At 69.8% G+C, this 21,564-nt stretch carries 18 protein-coding genes and 4 pseudogenes; 11 read left to right on the forward strand and 11 right to left on the reverse strand.

Going from position 1 to position 21,564, the window contains the following annotated elements; genetic code table 11:
- Positions 1–452: 452 nt before the first annotated feature.
- The 3 genes from ACZ64A_RS33810 to ACZ64A_RS33820 form a co-directional block, all read right to left on the reverse strand.
- Positions 453–629, reverse strand: coding sequence for a hypothetical protein (locus ACZ64A_RS33810; RefSeq protein ID WP_469815757.1), 177 nt, complete (start codon positions 627–629; stop codon positions 453–455).
- 62 nt (positions 630–691) lie between these two features.
- Positions 692–1,879: a serine hydrolase domain-containing protein gene (locus ACZ64A_RS33815; protein WP_469815758.1), complete on the reverse strand. Its 1,188-nt coding sequence runs from the start codon at positions 1,877–1,879 to the stop codon at positions 692–694.
- A 117-nt stretch (positions 1,880–1,996) separates the two neighbouring features.
- Positions 1,997–2,629 carry a TetR/AcrR family transcriptional regulator gene (locus tag ACZ64A_RS33820; RefSeq protein WP_469815759.1) on the reverse strand — a complete coding sequence of 211 codons (633 nt, stop codon included), beginning with the start codon at positions 2,627–2,629 and terminating at the stop codon, positions 1,997–1,999.
- 107 nt (positions 2,630–2,736) lie between these two features.
- Here ACZ64A_RS33820 and ACZ64A_RS33825 point away from each other — a divergent pair, with 107 nt between their 5' ends.
- The 3 genes from ACZ64A_RS33825 (at position 2,737) to ACZ64A_RS33835 (ending at position 6,920) form a co-directional block, all read left to right on the forward strand.
- Positions 2,737–4,293: an acyl-CoA synthetase gene (locus ACZ64A_RS33825; protein WP_469815760.1), complete on the forward strand. Its 1,557-nt coding sequence runs from the start codon at positions 2,737–2,739 to the stop codon at positions 4,291–4,293.
- A gap of 14 nt (positions 4,294–4,307) precedes the next feature.
- Positions 4,308–5,477 carry an acyl-CoA dehydrogenase family protein gene (locus tag ACZ64A_RS33830; protein WP_469815761.1) on the forward strand — a complete coding sequence of 390 codons (1,170 nt, stop codon included), beginning with the start codon at positions 4,308–4,310 and terminating at the stop codon, positions 5,475–5,477.
- 114 nt (positions 5,478–5,591) lie between these two features.
- Complete coding sequence (locus ACZ64A_RS33835; RefSeq protein ID WP_469815762.1) at positions 5,592–6,920, forward strand: MFS transporter; 1,329 nt, start codon at positions 5,592–5,594, stop codon at positions 6,918–6,920.
- 94 nt (positions 6,921–7,014) lie between these two features.
- Here the strand turns inward: ACZ64A_RS33835 and ACZ64A_RS33840 are convergent.
- The 5 genes and pseudogenes from ACZ64A_RS33840 to ACZ64A_RS33860 all read right to left on the reverse strand — a co-directional run.
- Positions 7,015–7,202: pseudogene (locus tag ACZ64A_RS33840) on the reverse strand (IS5/IS1182 family transposase); the annotation flags it as partial.
- A 453-nt stretch (positions 7,203–7,655) separates the two neighbouring features.
- Positions 7,656–8,060 carry an ATP-binding protein gene (locus ACZ64A_RS33845; RefSeq protein ID WP_469815763.1) on the reverse strand — a complete coding sequence of 135 codons (405 nt, stop codon included), beginning with the start codon at positions 8,058–8,060 and terminating at the stop codon, positions 7,656–7,658.
- 612 nt (positions 8,061–8,672) lie between these two features.
- Positions 8,673–8,774: pseudogene (locus tag ACZ64A_RS33850) on the reverse strand (IS5-like element IS4811 family transposase); the annotation flags it as partial.
- Positions 8,775–9,082: 308 nt separating this feature from the next.
- Positions 9,083–10,357: a glycoside hydrolase family 6 protein gene (locus ACZ64A_RS33855; protein ID WP_469815764.1), complete on the reverse strand. Its 1,275-nt coding sequence runs from the start codon at positions 10,355–10,357 to the stop codon at positions 9,083–9,085.
- A 101-nt stretch (positions 10,358–10,458) separates the two neighbouring features.
- The gene (locus ACZ64A_RS33860; RefSeq protein WP_469815765.1) at positions 10,459–11,424 is read right to left on the reverse strand and encodes a glycoside hydrolase family 6 protein; all 966 of its coding nucleotides are present in this window, start codon (positions 11,422–11,424) and stop codon (positions 10,459–10,461) included.
- Between the two features lie 224 nt (positions 11,425–11,648).
- Between ACZ64A_RS33860 and ACZ64A_RS33865 the strand changes: the two genes are divergently transcribed.
- Complete coding sequence (locus tag ACZ64A_RS33865) at positions 11,649–12,665, forward strand: LacI family DNA-binding transcriptional regulator (protein ID WP_469815766.1); 1,017 nt, start codon at positions 11,649–11,651, stop codon at positions 12,663–12,665.
- 411 nt (positions 12,666–13,076) lie between these two features.
- Complete coding sequence (locus ACZ64A_RS33870) at positions 13,077–13,703, forward strand: polysaccharide deacetylase family protein (RefSeq protein ID WP_469815767.1); 627 nt, start codon at positions 13,077–13,079, stop codon at positions 13,701–13,703.
- A gap of 669 nt (positions 13,704–14,372) precedes the next feature.
- Here the strand turns inward: ACZ64A_RS33870 and ACZ64A_RS33875 are convergent.
- Entirely contained in the window at positions 14,373–14,618 is a 246-nt protein-coding gene (locus ACZ64A_RS33875; RefSeq protein ID WP_469815783.1) for a hypothetical protein, read from the reverse strand.
- Between ACZ64A_RS33875 and ACZ64A_RS33880 the strand changes: the two genes are divergently transcribed.
- The 4 genes from ACZ64A_RS33880 (at position 14,506) to gap (ending at position 18,124) form a co-directional block, all read left to right on the forward strand.
- Positions 14,506–15,636 (forward strand): MFS transporter, encoded by a 1,131-nt coding sequence (locus tag ACZ64A_RS33880; protein ID WP_469815782.1) that lies wholly within the window; start codon positions 14,506–14,508, stop codon positions 15,634–15,636. The genes ACZ64A_RS33875 and ACZ64A_RS33880 overlap by 113 nt on opposite strands.
- A gap of 7 nt (positions 15,637–15,643) precedes the next feature.
- Entirely contained in the window at positions 15,644–15,880 is a 237-nt protein-coding gene (locus ACZ64A_RS33885) for a hypothetical protein (protein WP_469815768.1), read from the forward strand.
- Between the two features lie 181 nt (positions 15,881–16,061).
- The gene (locus tag ACZ64A_RS33890) at positions 16,062–17,018 is read left to right on the forward strand and encodes a GlxA family transcriptional regulator (protein WP_469815769.1); all 957 of its coding nucleotides are present in this window, start codon (positions 16,062–16,064) and stop codon (positions 17,016–17,018) included.
- A gap of 107 nt (positions 17,019–17,125) precedes the next feature.
- Positions 17,126–18,124: a type I glyceraldehyde-3-phosphate dehydrogenase gene (gene gap / locus ACZ64A_RS33895; RefSeq protein WP_469815770.1), complete on the forward strand. Its 999-nt coding sequence runs from the start codon at positions 17,126–17,128 to the stop codon at positions 18,122–18,124.
- Between the two features lie 318 nt (positions 18,125–18,442).
- On the opposite strand, the gene ACZ64A_RS33900 is transcribed toward gap, so the two are convergent.
- A complete protein-coding gene (locus ACZ64A_RS33900) occupies positions 18,443–19,432 on the reverse strand; it encodes a GNAT family N-acetyltransferase (RefSeq protein ID WP_469815771.1) in 990 nt (329 codons plus the stop codon).
- Positions 19,433–19,605: 173 nt separating this feature from the next.
- Here ACZ64A_RS33900 and ACZ64A_RS33905 point away from each other — a divergent pair.
- Together ACZ64A_RS33905 and ACZ64A_RS33910 are read left to right on the forward strand one after the other, a co-directional pair.
- Positions 19,606–19,806: pseudogene (locus ACZ64A_RS33905) on the forward strand (IS5/IS1182 family transposase); the annotation flags it as partial.
- 63 nt (positions 19,807–19,869) lie between these two features.
- Positions 19,870–20,367 (forward strand): annotated as a pseudogene (locus tag ACZ64A_RS33910) (GNAT family N-acetyltransferase); the annotation flags it as partial.
- Positions 20,368–20,758: 391 nt separating this feature from the next.
- Here ACZ64A_RS33910 and ACZ64A_RS33915 read toward each other — a convergent pair.
- On the reverse strand, positions 20,759–21,388 hold the full coding sequence (locus ACZ64A_RS33915) for a TetR/AcrR family transcriptional regulator (protein ID WP_469815772.1): 630 nt from the start codon (positions 21,386–21,388) through the stop codon (positions 20,759–20,761).
- Positions 21,389–21,564 lie beyond the last annotated feature (176 nt).

Here is a 21,564-nt window from a genome sequence, read left to right on the forward strand (position 1 = left end):
CCTGGTCGTCATCGCGGCACTCGGTACGCAGGCCGTACAGGACTACGCGGGACGAAGGGCGTACCGCCGCCATCCTCGCCAAGGTCGCCGGCGCCGGATGGCCGGCCAGCCGTCGTCCCCGCCGTGTCGTGGCGCTCTTCGGTGCCGCCCTCGTCAACGTGCGCGTCCGGATCCGCCCTCCAGCGGCCGGGCCCTGCGGTAAGGCTGTGTCGACGACGCTCAGTGGCGCGCGGCCCACGACGAGGTCGCTGCCGGGCTCGCCAACACCGAAAGCGCGAGCGCCCGTCCTGAACGGGAACGCCTGACCGGCGCCCGGCTGAGCGCTCCCACGGCAGTGCAGGCGACACCGCGGTCAGCGGAGCGGCAGGCACGTCGAGTACCCGGACCCACCCGTCACGCTGGCTCGACGGGAAGCCCGAGAGGCGTCCACGGGGGTATGGATGACCGAGCCGTCAGTCGCCCTCGCCGCGGGCCTGGCATGCGTTGTCCGCGGAGGCGTTCAGCGCGGCAATGAGGCCGAGACCCTGCACCAGCCCCTCCGCCAGCGGACTGCCCTTCCGCTCGGCCTCGATGGTCTGCGCCATGGCCTCGGTGTACTCGTCGTGTGCGTAAAGGTCTTCGACGGGCATGGTGCCGTCCGGGGCCTGGTGGCCGGGGCGTGCTCAGGCCCCGGTGCTCCTTGCGGATCCGGTCACGCGTGGAGGTGGGTGCCGATCCTGAGGAATGCCTGGACGAGGGGTGCCGGGGAGACCGCCGGGGAGACGATCTGGGAGGCGTAGTGGACGATGACCAGGTCGAGCGCGGGAGAGACGAAGAGGCGCTGGCCGTGGATGCCGCTGGCCATGAAGGAACCGTAGGGGTCGTTCAGGATCCACCACAGGTCGTGGTAGGAGAGCGTGGCCGGCGCGCTGGGGGGAGCGGCGGGGAAGCGGACGCGACGCGGGTAGCCGTCGGGCACGCCGGAGACGATGGTGGTGGCGACGGCTTCGGGAATGATCTGTCGGTCACCGATCGCGCCGCCGCAGCGGATCATCTCGCCAAGGCGACCCAGGTCGCGGGCCGTGGCACTGAATCCACCGGCAGCGGCCTCGGAGCCGTCCGCGTCGACGAGGTAGTACGCGTCTTCCTCGGCGCCGATGCGGGACCAGATCATCTCGGACAGCAGGGCCGAGGTGGTGGTGCCGGTGGCGCGGCGCAGCACTTCGGCGAGGGCTTCGGCGTTGCCGTTCTCGTAGCGGAACTCGGTACCGGGCTCACCGGTCGGCCTCGCGGTGGCGAGGTGTTCGCGGATCGTGGCAGGTCCGGTGTAACCGTAAGGGCGCAGTTGGGGGGCGAGGACAGCGAAGTACCGCTGTGCTTCGAGGGCTTTGTCGTACGGGCGGCCTGCGTAGCTCATCAGGGTGCCCATGTGGAGGAGGTCGTCGACCCGGGCGTCCCCGAAGGCCGTGCCGGCGAGTTCGGGGACGTACTGGGTGACCAGCGCATCGCGGGCGAGTTGTCCGTCATGGGCGAGGGTCGCGGCGAGCAGGCCGAGGTAGGACTTCGCGGCGGAGGCGTTGAAGTGCGGGACATGTGGTTCGTAGCCGTGCAGGTACTCCTCGTGGACGAGGGTGCCGCGGTGCATGACCAGCAGTGCGTCGGTCTCCGCCAGGGCGAGGAGTTCTGCGAGCGTGAGGGACTGGCCGTGCGGCCCGGTGAACGTGAGGCCGTCGAGTGCGCCTGCCGGTGTGGCGGGCAGTGGGGAGGTTTGGCCGGAGCCCCGCCAGACACGACGGCTCGGAAGGAGTTCCCGGCCCGATGTCGTGTGCCAGCGGGCCCAGGCGGGATCGGTGTATCCCCGCGCCCAGACGAGGTCCGCCAACGAGGGAATGCCTGTCATGCGTTCGCTCCGCTCTTCGGTCGTGCACCTACTGGGCTCGTTACCGTACACGCTGTCTGGTAACTCGGCGAGAGGTGGTCGAATGGAGACGACGAGCGCCGCGTGGCGGGGGGCACCTCAGGGACTGAGGTCGAGGGCCCCCGGCGCGTCGGACGGGGTGAGTCCGGTGGCCCAGACCCGGCCGTAGACGGACAGATCGCGCAGGTGGGCGGTGATCTCGGCGGCGCCGTAGCCGGTGTCGTTCTCCACCCACCAGGTGAGCAGGCCGATGAGTTCTCCGGTCCAGGCCCGGGCGACGATGTCCAGAGGGATCCTCGGCGTCACCGCGAGCTGTTCGGCTCGCGCGCGGAAGGCGGCTTCGGCGTGCGTGCGGATGAGGTCCGCGAACTCGCGCAGGGCGCGACCGTCGCCCTCGCCCCGGAGGATGACCTGATAGACGGGCTTCTCCTGTTCGGCGTGTTCGAAGATGTACTTCACCGGCAGCCCCGTGAACCCCTCCGCATGGGCCTGCCGGACCGCCGGCAGGAGGCGTTCGCGGTCCTCGGCGAGGTCGCGGACGATGCCGACCAGGAGATCCTCCTTGTCGCGGTAGTGGGCGTAGAAGGTGGCGCGGCCGACGTCGGCCCGCTCGGTGATCTCCTCGACCGTGACCGCATGGAACCCCTTGTCCAGCACCAGTTCGACCAGTGCCTGGCGCAGTGCGGCGCGTGTCCTGCGGACGCGGCGGTCTCCCGCGGGCTTGCTGTCCACTTCGTTTCCTTCTCCTCTGAACCGTTGACCTGACCCTAACGCTGCCCTTACGTTGCCGCACACCAAGCTTGATTCCGAACACAGCGTTCGGAAATTCTGGAGGTGCGATGAATCTCGGGCGGTACGTACGCCGGACTGCCGGCCATCAACCCGATGCCGAGGCCGTGGTCTGCGGACCGGTCCGGCTGACCTACGCGGAACTCGACGACCACAGTGACCGCCTCGCGACAGCACTGCGTGCTCTCGGCCTGAGCCGGGGTGACCGCGTCGCGACCCTCTCCGGCAACCGAGCCGAACTGGTCGTCACGGAAGTCGCCCTGTACAAGGCCGGCCTGGCCCGAGCGCCCATCAACGCCAGGCTCGGCGCCGCGGAAGTGGCCCATCTCCTCGCCGAGTCCGACGCGCGCGTGCTCCTGGCGGACGCCGCCCACCTGGACATCGTCCGCGCGGCGGCGCCCGGCACCGGGGTGAAGACCGTGCTCGGTTATGACGGCCCGAGCGAGCTCGGCCCCGGCTACTCCGAGACCCTTGCGGGCACCGAGCCGGAACCCGTCGACACCGACTGCGACGAGGGCGACACCGCCGTTCTGCATTTCACCTCGGGCTCCACGGGCAAGCTCAAGGCGGCGGTCCAGACATACGGCAACAGGCTCGCCCTGATGCGCAAGTCGGTGATGAGCGCTGACACCCGGGTCGGTCCCGGAGACCGCCAGATCCTCGCCGGGCCGGTCACCCACGCCTCCGGCATGCCGCTGATGGGGATCTTCTTCGCAGGCGGCTGTGCAATCGTTCTGCCGCGCTGGGACGCTGCAGAGTTCCTCACCACCGTCCAGCGCGAGCGCGCCACCCACGCCTTCGTCGTGCCGACGATGGTCAACACCGTCCTCGCGCTGCCGAACGTCCGCGACTACGACCTGTCCAGTCTGCGCCAGCTGATCTATGGCGCCGCGCCGATGTCACCGGCCCGCATCAGGGCCGCCTGGGACGTCTTCGGTCCCGTCCTCTCCCAGGGATACGGGTGCGGGGAGACCACCTCCGGCGTGCTGTTCCTCTCCACCGGGGACCACCGGCGCGCCATCGAGGGCGAGGACGAGGAGCTGTTGCTGTCCTGCGGACGCCCGCTTGCCGAGGCGGAGGTCGCCATCGTCGACGAGGACGGAAAGCCCGTGCCGGACGGGGAGATCGGCGAGATCGCCGTGCGTGGGCCCGATGTCGTGCCCGGTTACCACAACGAGCCGGAGCTCACCGCCGAGACCTTCCGGGACGGCTGGTTCCTCACCGGCGACCTCGCCCGCCGCCGCGCGGACGGCTACGTCTTCATCGTCGACCGCAAGAAGGACATGATCGTCTCCGGCGGGTTCAACATCTACGCCGTCGAGGTCGAGTCCGTCCTGCACCAGCACCCCGACGTCTACGAGGCCGCCGTCGTCGGCGTCCCCGACGAGCAGTGGGGCGAGGCCGTCAAAGCGGTCGTCGTGGTGCGGGACGGCGCCACCCTCACGGAGGCCGGCCTCGTCGACTTCTGCGCCGAGCACCTGGCCCGCATGAAGAAGCCCCGCTCGGTCGACTTCGTCGCCGCGCTGCCCCACAACCCCAACGGCAAGATCGACCGCCGCGCCATCCGCGACCGCTACTGGGCGGGCGCCGAACGCCGCGTCAACTGAACAGGACCACCGGCATGCCCTTCACCCTCGAACCCTCCTACGACGACAACCCGCGCCTCCAGGACCTGGTCGTCCGGCTTCGTGCGTATCTGCGCGACGAACTCCTCCCGTACGAGCGCGAGCGCGGTATCACCGCCGAGACCAGGCTCGACCGTCCAACCCTCGAACAGGTCTGGCGGCGCAGCGCGGAACTCGGCTTCTACGGCATCAGCCTGCCGCCCGAGCTGGGTGGTCAGGGCCTGAGCTTCTATGAACTGTGCGCGCTCAAGGAGGAGCTGACCGCCTCCGGTGCCGCGCTCTCGCACTCCGTCCTCGGCGACATGGGCGGACCTCTGCGCGTCGGCGCGATCGTGAAGTACGCCACTGAGCAGCAGCGGGAGCGCTATCTGATGCCCGTGGTCCGCGGTGAGCGGGCGTGCTGCTTCTCCATCACGGAGGAGGACGCGGGCTCCGACGTACGTCGGATGACGACCACCGCCACTTTGGAAGGTGACAGCTACGTCCTCAACGGCAAGAAGGTGTTCAGCTCAGCCGCCCCCTTCGCGGACTTCGCCATCGTCGTCGCCCGTATGGCCGACGAGGAGGAGGTGTACAGCGCCTTCCTCGTCGACCTGGACACCCCGGGCTGCACCGTCCTCGACGGTGAAGTCCCCATGTCGGGCCAGCAGATGGAAGGCGACCTGCTCTTCGAGGACTGCCGTATCCCCGCCGCGAACCTCCTCGGTGAGATCGGCCAGGGCCTGCGCATCGGCATCGGCCGCATCACCCTCAACCGCCTGCTGCACTGCCCGTCGCTGATCGGCGCCGCCCGCCGCGCCTGGGACCTGTCGGTGGAGTACGCGACGAACCGCGTCGTCTTCGGACAGCCGCTCCTCGCCCACCAGGCGATCCACCACAAGATCGCCGAGATGGCCACCGAGATCTACGCCGCCCGCTCGATGGTGATGTCCACCGCAGCCAAGGCCGACCGAGGCGGCAACGTCTCCGTCGAGGCCAACATGTGCAAGCTCTTCACCTCCGAAGCGGCCTTCCGTGTCGCCGACCAGGCCGTCCAGATCCATGGCAAGGCCGGCCTGACCCGCGGCCACGATGTCGAACAGATCTTCCGCACCCTGCGGATGTTCCGGATCGTCACCGGAACATCCGAGATCCACAAGAACGCCATCGCCAAGGGACTGATCTGACCGACTCCTTTGGTGTCCGGGCGGCACCGCGGGCCCCCGGCCGGGGGCCCGCGGCCACGGGGAACCGCCCACTCGCACGCTCCCTGCCCCACCCTCGTCCGCAGGAGTCACCCCATGGCACCGCACACCACCGCGCAGTCGCGGAACACCACCGCCCCCGCCCCGACTCCCGAGCGCCGCCGCGCCTGGCTGGTCACCGCCTTGATCGTGACCTTCATGGTCATCAACTTCGCCGACAAATCGGTCCTCGGCCTCGCAGCCGTCCCGATCATGAAGGAGCTGGACCTCAGCAACAGCACCTACGGCCTGATCTCCAGCTCCTTCTACTTCCTCTTCAGCCTCTCCGGACTGCTCGTCGGCTTTCTCTCCACCCGCCTCTCCAGCCGCATGCTGCTCTTCGGCATGACGCTGCTGTGGGCCGTCGCGCAGCTACCGGTCCTGGCCGTGGCCTCGGTGCCCACCCTGCTCGCCGGTCGCATCCTGCTCGGCGCCGCCGAGGGCCCGGCGGCCTCCATGTCCATGCACGCCCTCTACAAGTGGTTCCCGCCCGAGCGCCGCGCCCTGCCCTCGGCTCTCCAGATCGGCGGGGCGGCCCTGGGCACGCTCATCGCGGCACCTGTGGTGACCTGGCTCATCGCGGGCTACGGATGGCGCTCGGCATACGCCGTCCTCGCCGCCGTCAGCGCGGTCTGGGCGCTGGCTTGGTGGCAGATCGGCCACGACGGCCCCCACGACTTCACCTGCGCCGGCACCGGCGCCGGTCAGGGGGCCGGTCCTCGACTGCCCTACCGCACGCTCCTGTCGACCGGCACCGTCCTCGGCAGCATCTCCAGCGCATTCGGCGCGGCATGGGCACTGTCCCTCAGCCATACCTGGCTGCCCACCTATCTCGAGACCGAGCTGGACATGTCGGCAAAGTCCACCGCGACCACCATCAGCGCCATCTCCGGATACAGCCTGCTCCTGCTGCTCGCCGTGTCCCCGGTCGTGGACGCGCTCAAGGCGCGCGGCGTCAGCAGCCGCTGGTCAAGCGGGGCGGCCCAGAGCATCGCAGTGTGCATCGCGGGCTGCGCGATGGCCGCCTTCCCGTTCATCGAGAGCACCGCGGTCCGGCTGATCCTGATCGGACTGGCCTTCGGCACGATCGCCATCGCCATTCCCCTGCACTACATGACCGCGGCCGAGGTCGTGCCCACCTCTCAGCGCGGCGCCGTCTTCGGCATCGTCGCTGGATTCGGCACGCTGCCCGGCCTCGTCGCACCCTCCCTGACCGGCCACCTCATCGATGCGGCCGCGTCTCCCGCCGCCGGCTACACCACAGCGTTCCTCACCGCCGCCGCGGTGATGCTCCTCGCCGGCGTGCTCGCCCTGACAGCCATCCGACCCGAGCGCGATGCCCGTCGCCTGGGCCTCGACCCCAGGACGGTGAACGCAGCGCACTGAGCCGTCGATGAAGGACCCCCATGCCACGGACGGCCATGGACGTCAGATGCGCGCAGGGGCCTTGTCGGCGGCGCTCTCGGCAGGGTGCTCCGCATTAGATTCCATTTCGCTTGGTGAGTCTTCGGTGGCATATGAGAGTTGCGGCGATGGCGGTGAAGGCGAGGAAGTGCTTGCCGGCGGTGGAGGCGTCGGCAGCCGGACAACCAGGACACGGTCCGCTCCACGACCCAGGCGTGCCCGGCCCAGGCGACGGGATGACCCGATGCCCTTGCCGGGCAACCTGGAAAGCCGTCGAGTCAGATCGAACCTCTACCGCACCCAACTGACGTGCGCAGCATCGAAAGGCCCGCACTGTGCGCCGCGGACCCACGCCTGCTCCAGCCCCTCGGCGGTCAACCCTCGTGTGACGGCCGAAGATTCCCCGCCCGTCGCCGGCCCCCGGCGACGCCCCTCCCCATGCCGATCCGCTGACCCGTGGGCGCAGCTCGGACCCGAGCGGCATCGTCTCTGAGCTCTCCACAGCGGACGAGACAAGAGGGCTATGGCCATGCCGAGGCGGCCGCGCCCTTCGCGTGCCGCCGCTCCGTTCATCACCGGACAGGCAACAGCCGTATCTCCGGCCACACCCATCCCCCCGGGTGAGGCGAGCTCGTACCAAGTCTTGCGACCCACTCCGCTGACATGTCCCTGCGAAAGGCGGGCAACACTGCCCCACCCAAGGAAGGCAGGGCGAACTCAGGGGTCGAGACCGAGTTCGGCCCAGACCGTTTTGCCGGGACGGCGTGGGGTGACGCCCCACCGCTGGGCGAGCCGCTCGATGAGCTGCATGCCGAAGCCACCCGGCTCCGTGTGAGAGGTGACGCGGCTGCGGGGCCAGCGGTCGCCGTCGTCGCTGACCGCAATGCGCAAGAACCTACCGTTCCAGGTGAGTCGGACCAGAGGTGGGCCGACGCCGTGGCGGATGGCGTTGGTGATCAGTTCCGAGGCGAGCAGTTCGGCGGTCTGAATGATTCGCTGCTGGCGCAACGGTCCACCGAAACCTTCCACACAGTCGCGCAGCCACCGCCGGGCGGCCGCGATGCTCCCCGTCACCGCAGGAAAACGCGACTCGCAGGTCGGGACGGTCGGTTCGCCGATCACAAGGTTCCTCCAGCGGGGATGGCCCTGCGCCGCAACCGACCGGCGCGGGGCCCCAGCCGGTGCAGCCACCTGCCGGGTTACCCCTGGCTGCCCAATGAACCATATCGGTCTGCCGGGCGATCGATGGATTCTGTGAAGGACCGCTCGCTCGAGGCATCGACGGGACTGACGGTGGCCGACCGACTCGCGCCGCCTTGGCTCTGACAGCGGCTGGAGAGCGGCTGCGGCAGCGCCGGCTCAGACGTCTGGGACTCTGGGACGGTTCTTGAGAGGTCAGGGGTCGGACCTCGACGGTGACGTCCTTGAGGGCGAGCACCTGTTTCTGGGCGTCGGGCCGGCTCTGATCGGAGTGTGGGGGACGTATCTTGATCGCGTGAAGAGACGGCGCTGGTGGTCTGTGGTCGGCTGGTGGGTCGCGTGGTGGGCGGCTGTTACCGCTGCCTTCTTGGGCTTGGGGATGCTGATCGACCAGCCGACGAGTCTTGCGGGCTGTGCGGCGAGTGCGGTGCTGGTGATTGTCGTCGGCGAAGTCGGTGACCGTCTGCGGCGCCGCTTCTTCCCTCGCCGGGAGGCAGGCTGACGGATCGGCGGGTCCGCCTCTTGCTGCTTCCTCTGGCCGGTTCGGACGAGACGCCTGGTCATGAGCGTGATGGCGGCCCAGGTGATCAGCGTCTCCGAGTGCTGAACGAGCCGTTCGTAGTCCCGGGAATGCCGAGACGGGGCACGGAGCCCAGGGTGCGCGGCCCGCTCAGCACGCCCCTGGCGGTTGCGGGCAGCGGCCGGCGCACCACCCCCGCGTCGCCGAAGAGTACGGCGCGGGGCGGGCGGGCCGCGCAGCTCCGGTTCATCGCGCAGGCAGGGATCCCCCAGGCCGGTGGGTGGGATGCTCTGCGGGCCGATGGCGACGGCCGCCCTGCCCCCGGGGCGTGCCGCGCCGTACCGGCTCCAGTCTTCCCAGACGTTGCCCGAGCCGGGTTCGGGGAGCCGGAGGACGGCCGATCTCCCAGCGGGCCGAGGCGGCCTCAGCGGTTGAACGTCAGGCGTGGTGACGCGTTGCGGGCCAGGCTGTGGGCCTGGTCGGGCCACCAAGCGCCGGCCGGTGGGTCGACGATGCCGTACTCGGGATCGATGGTGCCGCCTGTGTTGCGGCTGCAGCTGCCGTCGGACTCGCCGGGGATCTTGAGCCACAGGTAGGCGTCGACGAGCGGGACGCCGGTGTCGGCGGTGGGGCGCGGGCCGAGGCCCCGGCCGGGCGCGTTGCACCAGGCCTCAGGATCTCCGGTGTACTTGCCCGGTGGCGGCGTCCAGGCGCCCAGGCCGTTGCGGCTGGTGTCGATCACGAAGTGATGCAGCGCGTCGGTGGGCGGGGTGCCCACGTGCTGGTCGAACCAGGCATCGGTCCAGTGCCAGGTGGTGGGGTCGGTGGAGGAGACCGCGTTGCCGGGCGTGCCGTCGTTGGGGGCGGCCGCCGAGTAGTACTGCCCGGCGCACGAGCCGGCGGGCCCACCCTTTGCGGTGGCGAACCACATGCACTTCGAGATCCAGGTGCCGTATCTGGCGTTGTGGTCGGTGGGGTGGGTGTTGGACACGTTCAGGGCGAAGCCGTCGCTGTCGCGGACCCCGGCGTCCAGCAGCCGCTGGGCCATGTCGCCGACGGGGCGCCACTGGACGTTCCCCGCGTCGAGGTAGACGGCGGTGCGGGGCTTGGCCTTCAGGGTCTTCACGGCGTAGGCGAGGTCGGCGATCCGGGCGGCGGTGAGTTCACCGGTCGGATCCGCGGCCGGCCCGCAGTCCTTGGGGAGGAGGGCCGTGCCGTCGGGTTCGACGACGACCACCGCCTTGTCGGCGCCGATCCCGGCGGCGAACGCGTCGATCCACTGCCGGTACGCGGCGGAGGACGCGGCACCGCCGCTGGAGTACTGCGTGCAGTCCCGCCCCGGGATGTTGTAGGCGATCAGTACGGGCGTACGGCCCACGGCACGCGCCCGGTGGACGAGCTTGCCGACGTCGGCGCGCACTTCGTCGGGCGTGCCCTTGGTGAACCACTCGGCCTGCGGCCAACTCGCAAGCCTGGCCATGTTCACGGCGTTCTCGATGTCGCCGTTCCTGGCGTCCGCGAGGGCCTGTTGCGCGGCCTTGCTGTGCGGGTCCACGTAGAACTCCGTCGCCGGGGTGACCGGGTCCTGCGTGGGGGTGGTGGCCTGTGCCTGTGTCGTGCCGAGTGCGGTGAGCGCGCTGAACGCGGTGAGGGCCGCGATGACGGCGACCGCGCGGCGCCGTGGGGTGCGTGGTTGCATGGCTGCTTCCTTGGCTGATTCCTGGTCGATTCGGTGGTGGAGACGGACGTCCGCCACCCGCGGAGATCCGATGCGCCGGTGGCGGCGGCGGTGGACCTGGATCAGTAGCCGTAGATCATCTTGTAGGCGACCTCGGGGAGGAACTGTCCGGCCGTGGAGCCGGTCCCTACGCCGCAGTTGCCGTCGGACTCCCCCGGCGTCTTGATCCACAGCAGCATCTCGGCGCCGCCGCCCCGCTGGGTGGGGATGCCGATGCGGCGGCCTGCGGGGTTGCACCACTGGCCGTTGGAGCCGTTGCCGTTGCGGCTGGTGTCGACGACGAACGGCTTGGTGTAGCCGTAGCGGGCGCTGAGTTCCGCGTTGATGGCGTTGCCGAAGGCGGTGTTCTCGGCGGTGGTGAAGTAGTTGGAGACGTTGAGCGAGAAGCCGTGGGCCTGACGGAGGCCCGCCTCGTGCAGGCGCCGGGCCATGGTGGCCGCGCCGGCCCAGCCAGGGTTGCCGGCGTCCATGTAGACCCAGGTGTTGGGGGCCTGTCGGTTGAACTCGGCGAGGGCGCCGGTGAGCATCGCCTCGCGTTCGTCGATCTGGGCCTGGGTCATACAGCCGTAGTCCGCGAGGGAGTCCGGTTCCAGGACGACGACGGCCGGGCGGCTCGCTATGCCGCCCGCGAACTGGGCGATCCAACTGGCGTAGGCGGACGGCGAGGCGGCACCGCCCGCCGAGTGCCCGCCGCAGTAGTCACGGTTGTAGACGTTGTAGGCGACGAGGACGGGCAGCTTGTCGGCGCGGTCCGCGGCTCCCGCGTACGCCCCCGTCGCGGTGCCGATGGTGCCGCTCCAGGAGCCGAACCAGCGGGCCATCGGGGTGTTGGCGATGGCGGCGTTGATCGCGGGGGCTCGGCCGTCGCCGGGGTTGGCCGCCACCCACCTCTTGGCGGTGGAGTCCGGGTCCACGTAGAACCCGCTCGTCATGGTGGTGGGGTCGGCCGCGTGGGCGGAGGGTGCGACGGCGAGCGCCAGCGGCAGGGCGCAGAGCGCTGCCACCAGGGTGCGGAGTCTGCGGCTCATCACAGGACCTCGGTTTCCTGGCAAGGGAGTTGGGGGATGGGTTGCATTGGGAGCGCTCCCACTGGAAGCGGTCCCAATCGTGGGGCGGGCTGGTTTAAGTGTCAATAGGCGTGGCGCCGTTGGGCTTGGAGGAACGAACGGGGCTTGGGGGCGGCAAGGAACTGGAAGCGCTACCAGGTGGCGGTGACCTGTCGGCCCCCGGCCCTGTGGAAGACTCCGGGTTCATGGCAGAAGATGGGCCGCGTCGGCAGCCGACGCTCGACGAGGTGGCCGAACGCGCCGGTGTCTCCCGCTCCGTGGCTTCCCGCGCCCTCAACAACGCCCCGCACGTCAGCCGCGCCAAACGCGAGGCCGTCGAACGGGCCGTCCGGCAACTCGGTTACGTCCCCAACCCGACCGCTCGTGCTCTGGCCACGCGGCAGACGGGCGCGGCCGCCCTGGTCGTGTCGGGAGAGGACCCGGCCATCTTCGCCGACCCCTTCTTCGGCCAGGTCATCGCGGGGGCGTCGGCCGCTCTGGAGGAGGCCGAACTCCATCTGATGCTCTGCCTGGCCGCCTCCGAACGGGGCCGCAAGCGGGTGGCGGAACTCCTGCGATCCAGGGGTGCCGACGGCGTCATGCTGATGGCGCTGCGCGAGGAGGATCCCCTGACACGGATCGCCGAGGAGGAGGCGCGGATGCCCGTCGTGTTCGGCGGACGCCCGGTCGGCTCGGCGCCTCGGTGGTACGTCGACGTCGACAACGTCGGCGGAGCTCGCGAGGCGACCGAGCATCTGGTCTCACGTGGCCGTACTCGTGTGGCCGCGATCTGTGGGCGGCTGGACACCGAGGCCGGGCGCGCCCGGTACCGGGGTTACCGGGACGCCATGCTCGCCGCCGGGCTCGAGCCGTTGCCGCCCCAGGAGGGGGACTTCACCGAGGCCAGCGGAGCCTCCGAGATGGCCGCAGTGCTGGAGAAGCGCCCTGACGTGGACGGCGTGTTCGCCGCCAGCGACAACATGGCCGCGGGCGCACTGCGCACGCTGCGGAAGGCGGGCCGGCAGGTCCCCGCCGATGTCGCCGTAGTCGGTTTCGACGACCTGACCGCCGCGCAGATCGCCGACCCGCCGCTCACCACCGTTCATCAGCCCGTGGAGGCGCTGGGCCGGGAGATGGCCCGCATGCTGGTGGCGCTCCTCGACGGACAGGACCCTACGCCGCTGATCCTGCCGACCCGTCTGGTCGTTCGCGTCAGTGCGTGACGGCCGGGGCGGACCCCAGGCCGGGGTCCGTCTGGTCGATGGCGCCAGTGCGTGATGGCAGGGCGGTTTCTCAGGGCCTTGGACGCCCAGCCTGCGCTGGACACCGCCCTGGGGGCGACGGGGCGCGCTCCGGCGGGGTTCCGATGACCCGAAGGGACCGTTTCTGCGTACGGACGGACGCAACCCTGGCCTGTCGGGTGCCATGCATGTGATGGCTTTGATAGTGGTGGCAGGGTGCCAGCTCTCCGCAGACTTGCGCGGTCGTTGACCGGCCTTGCCACAGCCCTCGTCATCGGCGGCTGTGGATCGACGCAACCGACTGGTATCTCCCGTGCCGAGTCCGTCCCCGCCTCCTCCGGCGTTGCGCGAGCCGGCCGGAGTGCGACGCCGTCTCCGGCTGCTGCGCGGCCGGTGCCCGTCGACTGCCGCAAAGTCCGGTGCGTCGCCCTCACCTTCGATGCAGGTCCGGGCCCCTATACGGCGCACCTGCTGGACATCCTCAAGGCGAAGCGCGTCAGCGTGACATTCTTCCTCCTCGGCAAGAACTCCCGCGTCCGTCCCGAGCTCGTCCGCAGGGAGGCGTTCGAGGGACATGAACTGGGCAACCACACCTGGTCACACAGACATCTGACGCTCGCATCGAAAGCCGAAATCCGCCGGGAACTCGTCACCCTCCAGGACCAGGTCAAGCAGCTCACCGGCCGCGCCCCCACCCTGATGCGCCCGCCTCAGGGGCTTACCGACGTTCGCGTCGCCGCGGTCTGCCGCTCCCTCGGACTCGCGCAGATCCTCTGGTCCGTGTCGGCGAAGGACTACCGCGACCACGACCCCGAGGTCATCACGAGCCGCATCCTCCAGGGCGCCCAGCGCAACGGGATCATCCTTCTCCACGACGTCTACCCGGGAACGGTCCCGGCCGTCCCGGCCATCATCGACGGGCTGCGGCGGCGCGGCCTCACCCCCGTCACCGTCTCCCAGCTCTTCGCGCCACACCGCCCTGAGCCGGGCCGGGCCTACTGGAACGCGCCCCAGACCTGACCCCAGCGCCCCGCACCGGACACCCGACGGGCACCTCCCGAGGCGCTTCGCCACACGGCCGACGCCTGCCGGCCGGAAGGCCACGCCCGCCGAATCTTGCGGGCTCGGGTGGACACCCCCGGCCCGGCATGATCCTCTCCTGCCAAGGCGATCTCGACGCCGCCGAGCTGTACCCCACCTCGCCCTCGACATCCACGGCCTCGACCGCCGCCGCACCCACGCCATCGTCCCCACCGACCTCCGCCTCCGCCTGCCTGCGCCGACACAACGGAGTCCCAGAAGCTGAGGAACTTCCTGAGCGGACCGCCCGCATCGTCGGCTGCCTTGAATTCACCCGACGGCCAAGTCGTGATGGCAATTACGAGAGCAGTGGCAAGGCTTCCAAGACTTCCCATGGCGTCGGGCAGAACGTCGCGGAACACGGCGGTCGCAGAGTCACATCATCACTGCACATATGTCCGCGCTGACGGTGCGGCTTGGTATTACAGCAGGGCCTGCCGTGCGCCGCATCCGGCGCCGCAAGTTCTCATCCGGCCTCTTGGTCGGCCCCATGATTGCGGAACACTGGAGAGGGCGACTCCGCGTGCGCACCCAGGCCACTTCCGACATCTCATGGGCCGGTCGTTGACGTCGAGAATCTGCCAGAAGACGGTGCCGGTTCCTGCTGGACTAGAGGTCGCACTCTCCATGTGATGCCCAACTCAGGACGGGATTCATGTCCACAGCAACCGCCCCTTCTGTCCAATCTCCCGCATCACCGGACCGCTCGCCTTTCATCTCCTGGCTGGCCGTCATTTCGGTAATGCTGGGGATCTTCTCCATCGTCACGACCGAAATCCTTCCGATCGGCCTTCTCACGTCGATCGGATCGAGTTTCACCATTTCGGACGGAATGGCTGGTCTCATGATGACCATGCCAGGATTCCTCGCCGCGGTCTCGGCCCCTGTGGTCACGGTGGCCACAGGCCGCATCGACCGGCGGGTCATGCTGGGCATGTTCATCCTTCTGCTGTCGCTGGCCAACTTCCTTGCCGCCGCCGCGTCGAGCTACTGGCTGGTCCTGATCTCCCGCGTCATGGTGGGCATCACTATCGGCGGCTTCTGGTCCATCGGGGCCGGACTCGCCGGTCAGCTGGTTCCCGCGAAGTCCGCGAGCCGTGCGACCTCGGTGATCTTCTCCGCCGTACCGCTCGGCTCCGTACTCGGAGTGCCGCTGGGCACGTTCATCGGCGACACCGCGGACTGGCGTACGGCGTTTCTCGTCATGGGCGGCTTCACCCTGGCCGTCCTCGTGGTGCTCCTCGCAGCCGTCCCACCCCTCCCTTCCGACCAGGCGACGCGCCTTGATGTCCTCGGCGCCATGCTCCTAAGCGTCAACACGCGCTTCGCGCTGGTCATGACCTTCCTCGTAGTGCTCGCCCACTTCGGCACGTACACGTACATCACCCCCTTCCTGGAGCAGGTGACCCACGTCAGCTCGGGTCTCATCACGATCTACCTGCTCATCTACGGTGCGGCCGGGATCGCCGGCAACTTCCTAGGCGGATCCATGGTGGGTCGCTTTCCGCGGTCCACCTTCGCCGCGGCGGCGGCCTTGATCGCCGCCACGACCCTGCTCCTGCCCGTCCTGGGACAGTCGGACGCCGGCGCGGTGGCGCTGCTGGCCTTCTGGGGCGTCGCGTACGGTGCGGTACCGGTCTGCTCCCAGACATGGTTCTCCAAGGCCGCCCCCGACTCCCTCGAGGCTTCCTCAGTCCTCTTCACCGCCTCCTTCCAGGCCACCATCTCCATCGGGGCCCTGGTGGGAGGGGCCGTCCTCGACCGTTCCTCGCCGTCCACTGTGATGGTGCTGGGCGGGCTGCCGGCCGTCCTGATGGTCCTGGTGGCCTGGGCCCACTGGGCGGGGAGGTTCACATGGCCGAAGTCCTCCTAGCCACACCGTGACCGGGCCGCCCGTCCGCCTCGGTCACCTCCCCCACCGCCTCCTCCCCCTCGGCGTAGCAGCAGATGGGCACCCGACTCCCGGCAACACCGACGAACAGGCCGTCTGGGTCCACTACGGATTTACCGGCACCGGCATGTGGCTCTCCCCCGCCCAGAACCGGTGGGCGGTACTGCTGACCGACGAGCTCTACTACACCCGCGCTGCTGACCGCCATCCGCAACGTCTCTCGTGAGTCGGCCTTCGATCGGACGGGAGCCGTCCAGGAGTGGCGCCTCGGCAGGTCGGCGATCAGATGTCGGACCAAATCCGGGTGGCCGCGGGCAGTCACCGGGTTGTTCCGGGCCGGGCGGGGGCGGTCTGCTTCGGAGCGGTCCACACCGTCTTCCGGGCGGTGGTCCGCGTACGCTCTCGCTGTGTCCTCACCTCGCCTGCATCGCGTCGCAGTCCTCGTGCTCGAGGGTGCGAAACCGCTCGACGTCGGGATTCCCGCGCAGGTCTTCACGACCCGCTCGAGCATGCCGTACGAAGTGCGGGTGTGCGGGGCGACGCCCGGCCTCGTGACCGGCGGCGACGGTCTGGCGTACCACGTCACTCACGGGCTTGAGGCGCTGGAGTGGGCCGACATCGTCTTCGTCCCCGGCTACCGGCACCCGGACCGCGACGACCCGCCGCCGGCCGTCGTCGCGGCGCTGATCGCCGCCCACGACCGGGGCGCGCGGCTCGCCGCCATCTCGACGGGCGCCTTCGCGCTCGCCGCCACGGGCCTGCTCGACGGCCGGCGCGCCACGACGCACTGGCATTACACGCGTGCGCTCGCGGCCAGACATCCGCTCGTCCAGGTCGACGAGAATGTGCTGTTCGTCGATGCGGGCAGCGTGCTCACCTCGGCCGGCGCCGCCTCCGGCATCGACCTGTGCCTGCACATCCTGCGCGGCGATCTCGGCGTGGCCGCGTCCAACCACGCGGCCCGGCGTCTGGTTGCGGCCCCTTACCGCAGCGGCGGGCAGGCGCAGTACGTGCCGCGCAGCGTGCCCGAGTCGCTCGGTGAGCGGTTCGCCGTGACCCGCGAGTGGGCGTTGCACCGGCTCGGTGAGCCCCTCACTCTCGGCATTCTGGCCCGTCAGGCCGGGGTCTCGCCGCGCACGTTCTCCCGGCGCTTCGTGGAGGAGACCGGCTACACGCCGATGCAGTGGGTGATGCGCGCCCGCGTCGACCTCGCCCGCGAACTGCTGGAACGCTCGCAGCGCAGCGTCGAGCAGATCGCGGCGGACGTCGGGCTCGGCACCGGGTCGAACCTGCGGCTGCACTTCCAGCGCATCCTCGGTACCACGCCGAGCGAGTATCGGCGCACCTTCACCCGGGGCGAGTGACCCGCCCGGCACCGTGTGGCGAGATCCTTGTGAACGATGGCGATCCCGCCACTGTCGATGGCACGAGCAGCGAGCGAGCCTGGTGGCGAAGGGAAGGAACACCACTCATGACTCGTATCGCCATCAACGGATTCGGCCGCATCGGACGCAATGTGCTGCGCGCGCTGTTGGAGCGCGACAGCGCCCTGGAGGTCGTCGCCGTCAACGACCTGACGGAGCCCGCCACGCTCGCCCGGCTGCTCGCCTACGACAGCACGGCCGGCCGGCTCGGGCGTCCGGTGACCGTCGACGGGAACGCCCTCGTCGTCGACGGCCGCCGGATCACGGTGCTGGCCGAGCGTGAGCCGGCGCAGCTGCCGTGGGCCGAACTCGGCGTGGACCTCGTCCTGGAGGCCACCGGCCGTTTCACCTCCGCCAAGGCGGCCCGCGCCCACCTCGAGGCAGGCGCGAAGAAGGTGCTCGTCAGCGCACCGTCGGAGGGTGCCGACGTCACGCTCGCGTTCGGAGTCAACACCGATGCCTACGACGCGGATCTGCACACGATCGTCTCCAACGCCTCCTGCACCACCAACGCGCTCGCGCCGCTGGCCGCGGTCCTCGACGAACTGGCCGGCATCGAGCACGGATTCATGACGACGGTGCACGCCTACACGCAGGAGCAGAACCTGCAGGACGGCCCGCACCGCGACCCTCGTCGCGCCCGCGCCGCCGGCGTCAACATCGTGCCGACGACGACCGGCGCCGCCAAGGCGATCGGCCTGGTGCTGCCGAACCTCGACGGCAAGCTGTCGGGCGACTCGATCCGCGTCCCCGTGCCGGTCGGCTCGATCGTCGAACTGAACACGACGGTCGCCCGCGACGTGACGCGCGACGAGGTGCTGGCGGCCTACCGGACCGCGGCGGAGGGGCCGCTGCTCGGCATCCTCGAGTACTCGGAGGACCCGCTCGTGTCATCCGACATCACCGGCAACCCCGCCTCGTCGATCTTCGACTCGGCCCTCACCCGCGTCGACGGCCGCCACATCAAGGTGGTCGCCTGGTACGACAACGAGTGGGGCTTCTCGAACCGCGTCATCGACACGCTGGAACTCCTCGCCTCCCACTGACGACGGCCGGTCCGGGCCGGTGCGGTTCCCCCGGCTGGGGCGGCCGCACCGGCCCGGCGCGCTTCCTTCACGCGCCCTTGGTCTCCCGCGCATCGAGTGCCCGTGGCGGCGCGGTTCGGACCGGGTGCACTGGGGCTCGTCGAGGAGCGCTTGACGGGGGCCGATGTGCCACGGTGACGAGCACGCTCGGTCCGACGGGGGACGCGAGCGGGGCCCTGCAGCCGGTTGGCCCTGCTGTAGGTGAGCTTGTCCTCCGGCCGACGGCCGCGACCCCGCGGCACCGGCGACGGTCGAGGACCCGGCCGTATCGGTCCAGCCCTACCGGCCCAGCGGAGCAGAGAAGATGAATCGGACTTCCGTCGTGCGGTATCCGGCGCGAGTAAAGGCGGCCGCCATCGGGCGGTTGCCGAGGTCGGTCGTGGCGGTGATGCGTTCCGCGCCGTCGTCGGCCTGAAAGCGGGTGATGGCGGCGAGGATCTCCGACACGTAGCCGCGGCCGCGCAGTTCGGGGACGACACCGAGGTAGCCGACGTTGCGGCTGTACGGAGTGGCCGACGGGATCGCCAGGCCGGCCAGGGCTCCGTCCGGGGTGTGCGCGAGACGCCACCACTCGCGCTTACCGGGACGGTCCAGGTAGAACTGGAGGCTTTCCCGGGCGGTAGCCTCCCGTCCCATGGCCGCCTCGCTCTCGACGGTGTGGGCGTCCAGTGTTCCCTCGGCGACCCGCAGCATCGCCTGGAGAAAGACCTCGTCGTCCGGTTCCGGGGAGAACACCAGATGCTCGGGCTCGGCGGGCAGCGGATCCTGCGGCGTCCACTCGAGCTGCAGCCGCTCCACCTCGACGCTCAGGCCCGCGCGGTGGGCCGCCTCGCGACGCCAGGCCACGGCGGGGACGTGCTCGGGATCGTCGCGCCACGAGGCGGGCAGCTTCATGAGGTTGTACAGCGGCGGCGTCTCGGCGCCCGCCTCACGGAAAGCCTGATGGCCCGCATCGAGGAGCGCGGCGGCCAGTGCCGCGCGCTCGGTCACGGGAACCTCGTCGGCTACGGCAAGGCAGTCGAGGGCGATCGGGTGCACGCTGTCACTCTGCCCCCACCACAGGGCGCGAGCCAGAACCCTGCCGTCCGGCCCCCAGGCAGCCCAGGTCCACTCCGGGCGGTACATACGCTGGGCGGCCTCGTCCCGGTAGGCAACGGCAGGCAGCCGCCACACGGGCTCAACGGAACTCAGGGCCAAGATCTGATCAAGCTCCGCGCCAGGACCCGCTACGGCGGAGAAGCGAGGAGCAGCACTGCTCAGGAAGGTCATTCAGCACCTTTCGAGTGCGAGAGAAAACAGCGGCCGACAGCAGGGTCCCCGGTACCGGGTAGTCCGCCCCCACCTGGATGCCCGGGTGCTCCAACACCACTTTGCCGGTCGCGCCGTTGCTGATTGCGTGCAGCCTAGTACTCCAGCCGTAGATCGTAACCGTCATGTCTGGGCGGGACCTCCCCGACGAACTCGGCTCGTTCCAGACCGCTGACAAACGCCTGATTGGGTGGGCCGTCGACGGAACCTGGAAAAAGATCTTCGCCGCCGTCCTCGCGGCAACTGATGCCGTCGATGACATCGGCTGGACCGTGTCGGTCGACTCCACCGTGGTCCGGGCCCACCAGCACGCCGCAGGAGCACTCTTCAGGGGGCGTACCGAATGTGGATCAGGACGCTTGTTCTGGCCCGGGTATGTGTCATGCGATGCTCACGCCATGACTGATCAGCCCGAGATTGCCATCGTCCGCTGGCCAGACCAGGCGCCTTCCGTTCAGGATGGGCCGGCAGATCTGCTGGCGGCCTACCATCTGCAGACGCAGGCCGAGAAGGGTGAGGCCGTCGCCGGTGTGGACGGGTTGCCGGACCGCTACCGGACAGAGATCGCGGATCCGCAGGCCGTGTTCGTTGACGATGTCGTGCTGCTGGCGTTGAGCGGGGACACCGCGGTGGGCTGCCTGGTGGTGACCGCCTCAGTTGACGGACGGTCCGAGGTCAAGAGGCTCTGGACGGACCCGGCGTTCCGGGGGCGGGGCGTCGCGTCCAGCCTGGTCAGCGCCGCGCTCGTGCATGCTGCGGAAAGCGGCGTCAGCGCGGTTCGGCTGTCGGTGTGGATGTGGCGGGTGGGAGCGATCGCCCTGTACGAGCGGCTCGGATTCACCGTCACGGAGTCGTGGGACGAGCGGGAGCAACTGGTCTGCATGGAACGAGCCGTGGGACACGAAGACCTCCGTGCGGTGCAGGCCTGGACACCTCCACCACACCGGAGGTCTTCGCCACGGGAGCGGATCGGAGCGATCCACCGGCGGGCGCTGCCGTGGGCGATGAACTCTGGGGGTGCCGGAGCGCAGACAGCAGGCGATCTCGTTCCGCTCTCCTCGGGGGGCGCACCGACCCGGCGCCGGAGTTCTCCGGCGTTTGCCGCGAACGCCGACGGACTCGCGATCCTGCCGACTATCCCGAGGGAGCACCGTTCGTCATGCGAGTCTTCCGGACTTGGGCGCGACCGGTGTGACGGGGAGACGGTGGACCGGCCTCCCCGTCCAGGGGGTCGGGCGGCATCACAGATCTTGTGATCGCAGGTTACTGACCGCTGGGCGTGGGGGGTCAGGCCCTGGCCGGGCCGGTCATCCCGTCGAGGAGGAGGCGCAGGATCTGCTGGAGTTCCCCGCCCAGTGATCCGGTCGTCTCCGAGGAGCGGTTGGCCCAGCGGTAGAGGGCGCCTAGATAGACGTCACGCAGGACGTTGCCGACGACGATCGGCGACACTCCGGGGTTCAGCTCACCCCGGCGCACACCGCTGTCGACGATCCTGGCGAACACCTCGGCGACGTAGGGCTCCTCCAGTATCGGCCGGCCCGCCTTCACCCAGGCGGTGAGCATGGCGGTGGTGAGCTGCGGTTCCTCCTGGTTGATGCGGGCCAGCACCGCCATGCACTGCTGTAGCCGCGCCTCCGAATCGGGCGTCGGCACGGAGTCCTCGTCGAGTCCGGTCACCAGCGCCGCGCGCCTCCTCTCCCCCCAGGCGGTGATGATGTCTTCCTTGCGCTGGAAGTAGTTGAAGAAGGTGCCGCGCGCGACGTCGGCCCGTTCCGCGATCTCGTCGATGGAGGTCTGGTCGTACCCCTTCTCCACGAAGAGCTCGATCGCGGACAGGTAGAGACGTTCCCTGACCCGTTGCTTGTTGCGTTCCCGGCGGCCGACCGGCGGCGGCGTCGTTGTCGCGCGCGAGTCCATTCCGTCCCTCCTGTTCGTGCCTGGTCCGCGGACTCGATGAGCCCGGGCGGCATGCCCGAAGGAGGCGGAAGCGAGGTCCGGTCGGCCCCCTCGGGCAGCATCATCATGCATGGCGAGCTTTTTTATACCACGGTTCATTTTTAACGCTCCGTCGTCGCACGGCAACGGTTGGGCGT

The organism is Streptomyces sp. NPDC104814, assembly GCF_055583185.1.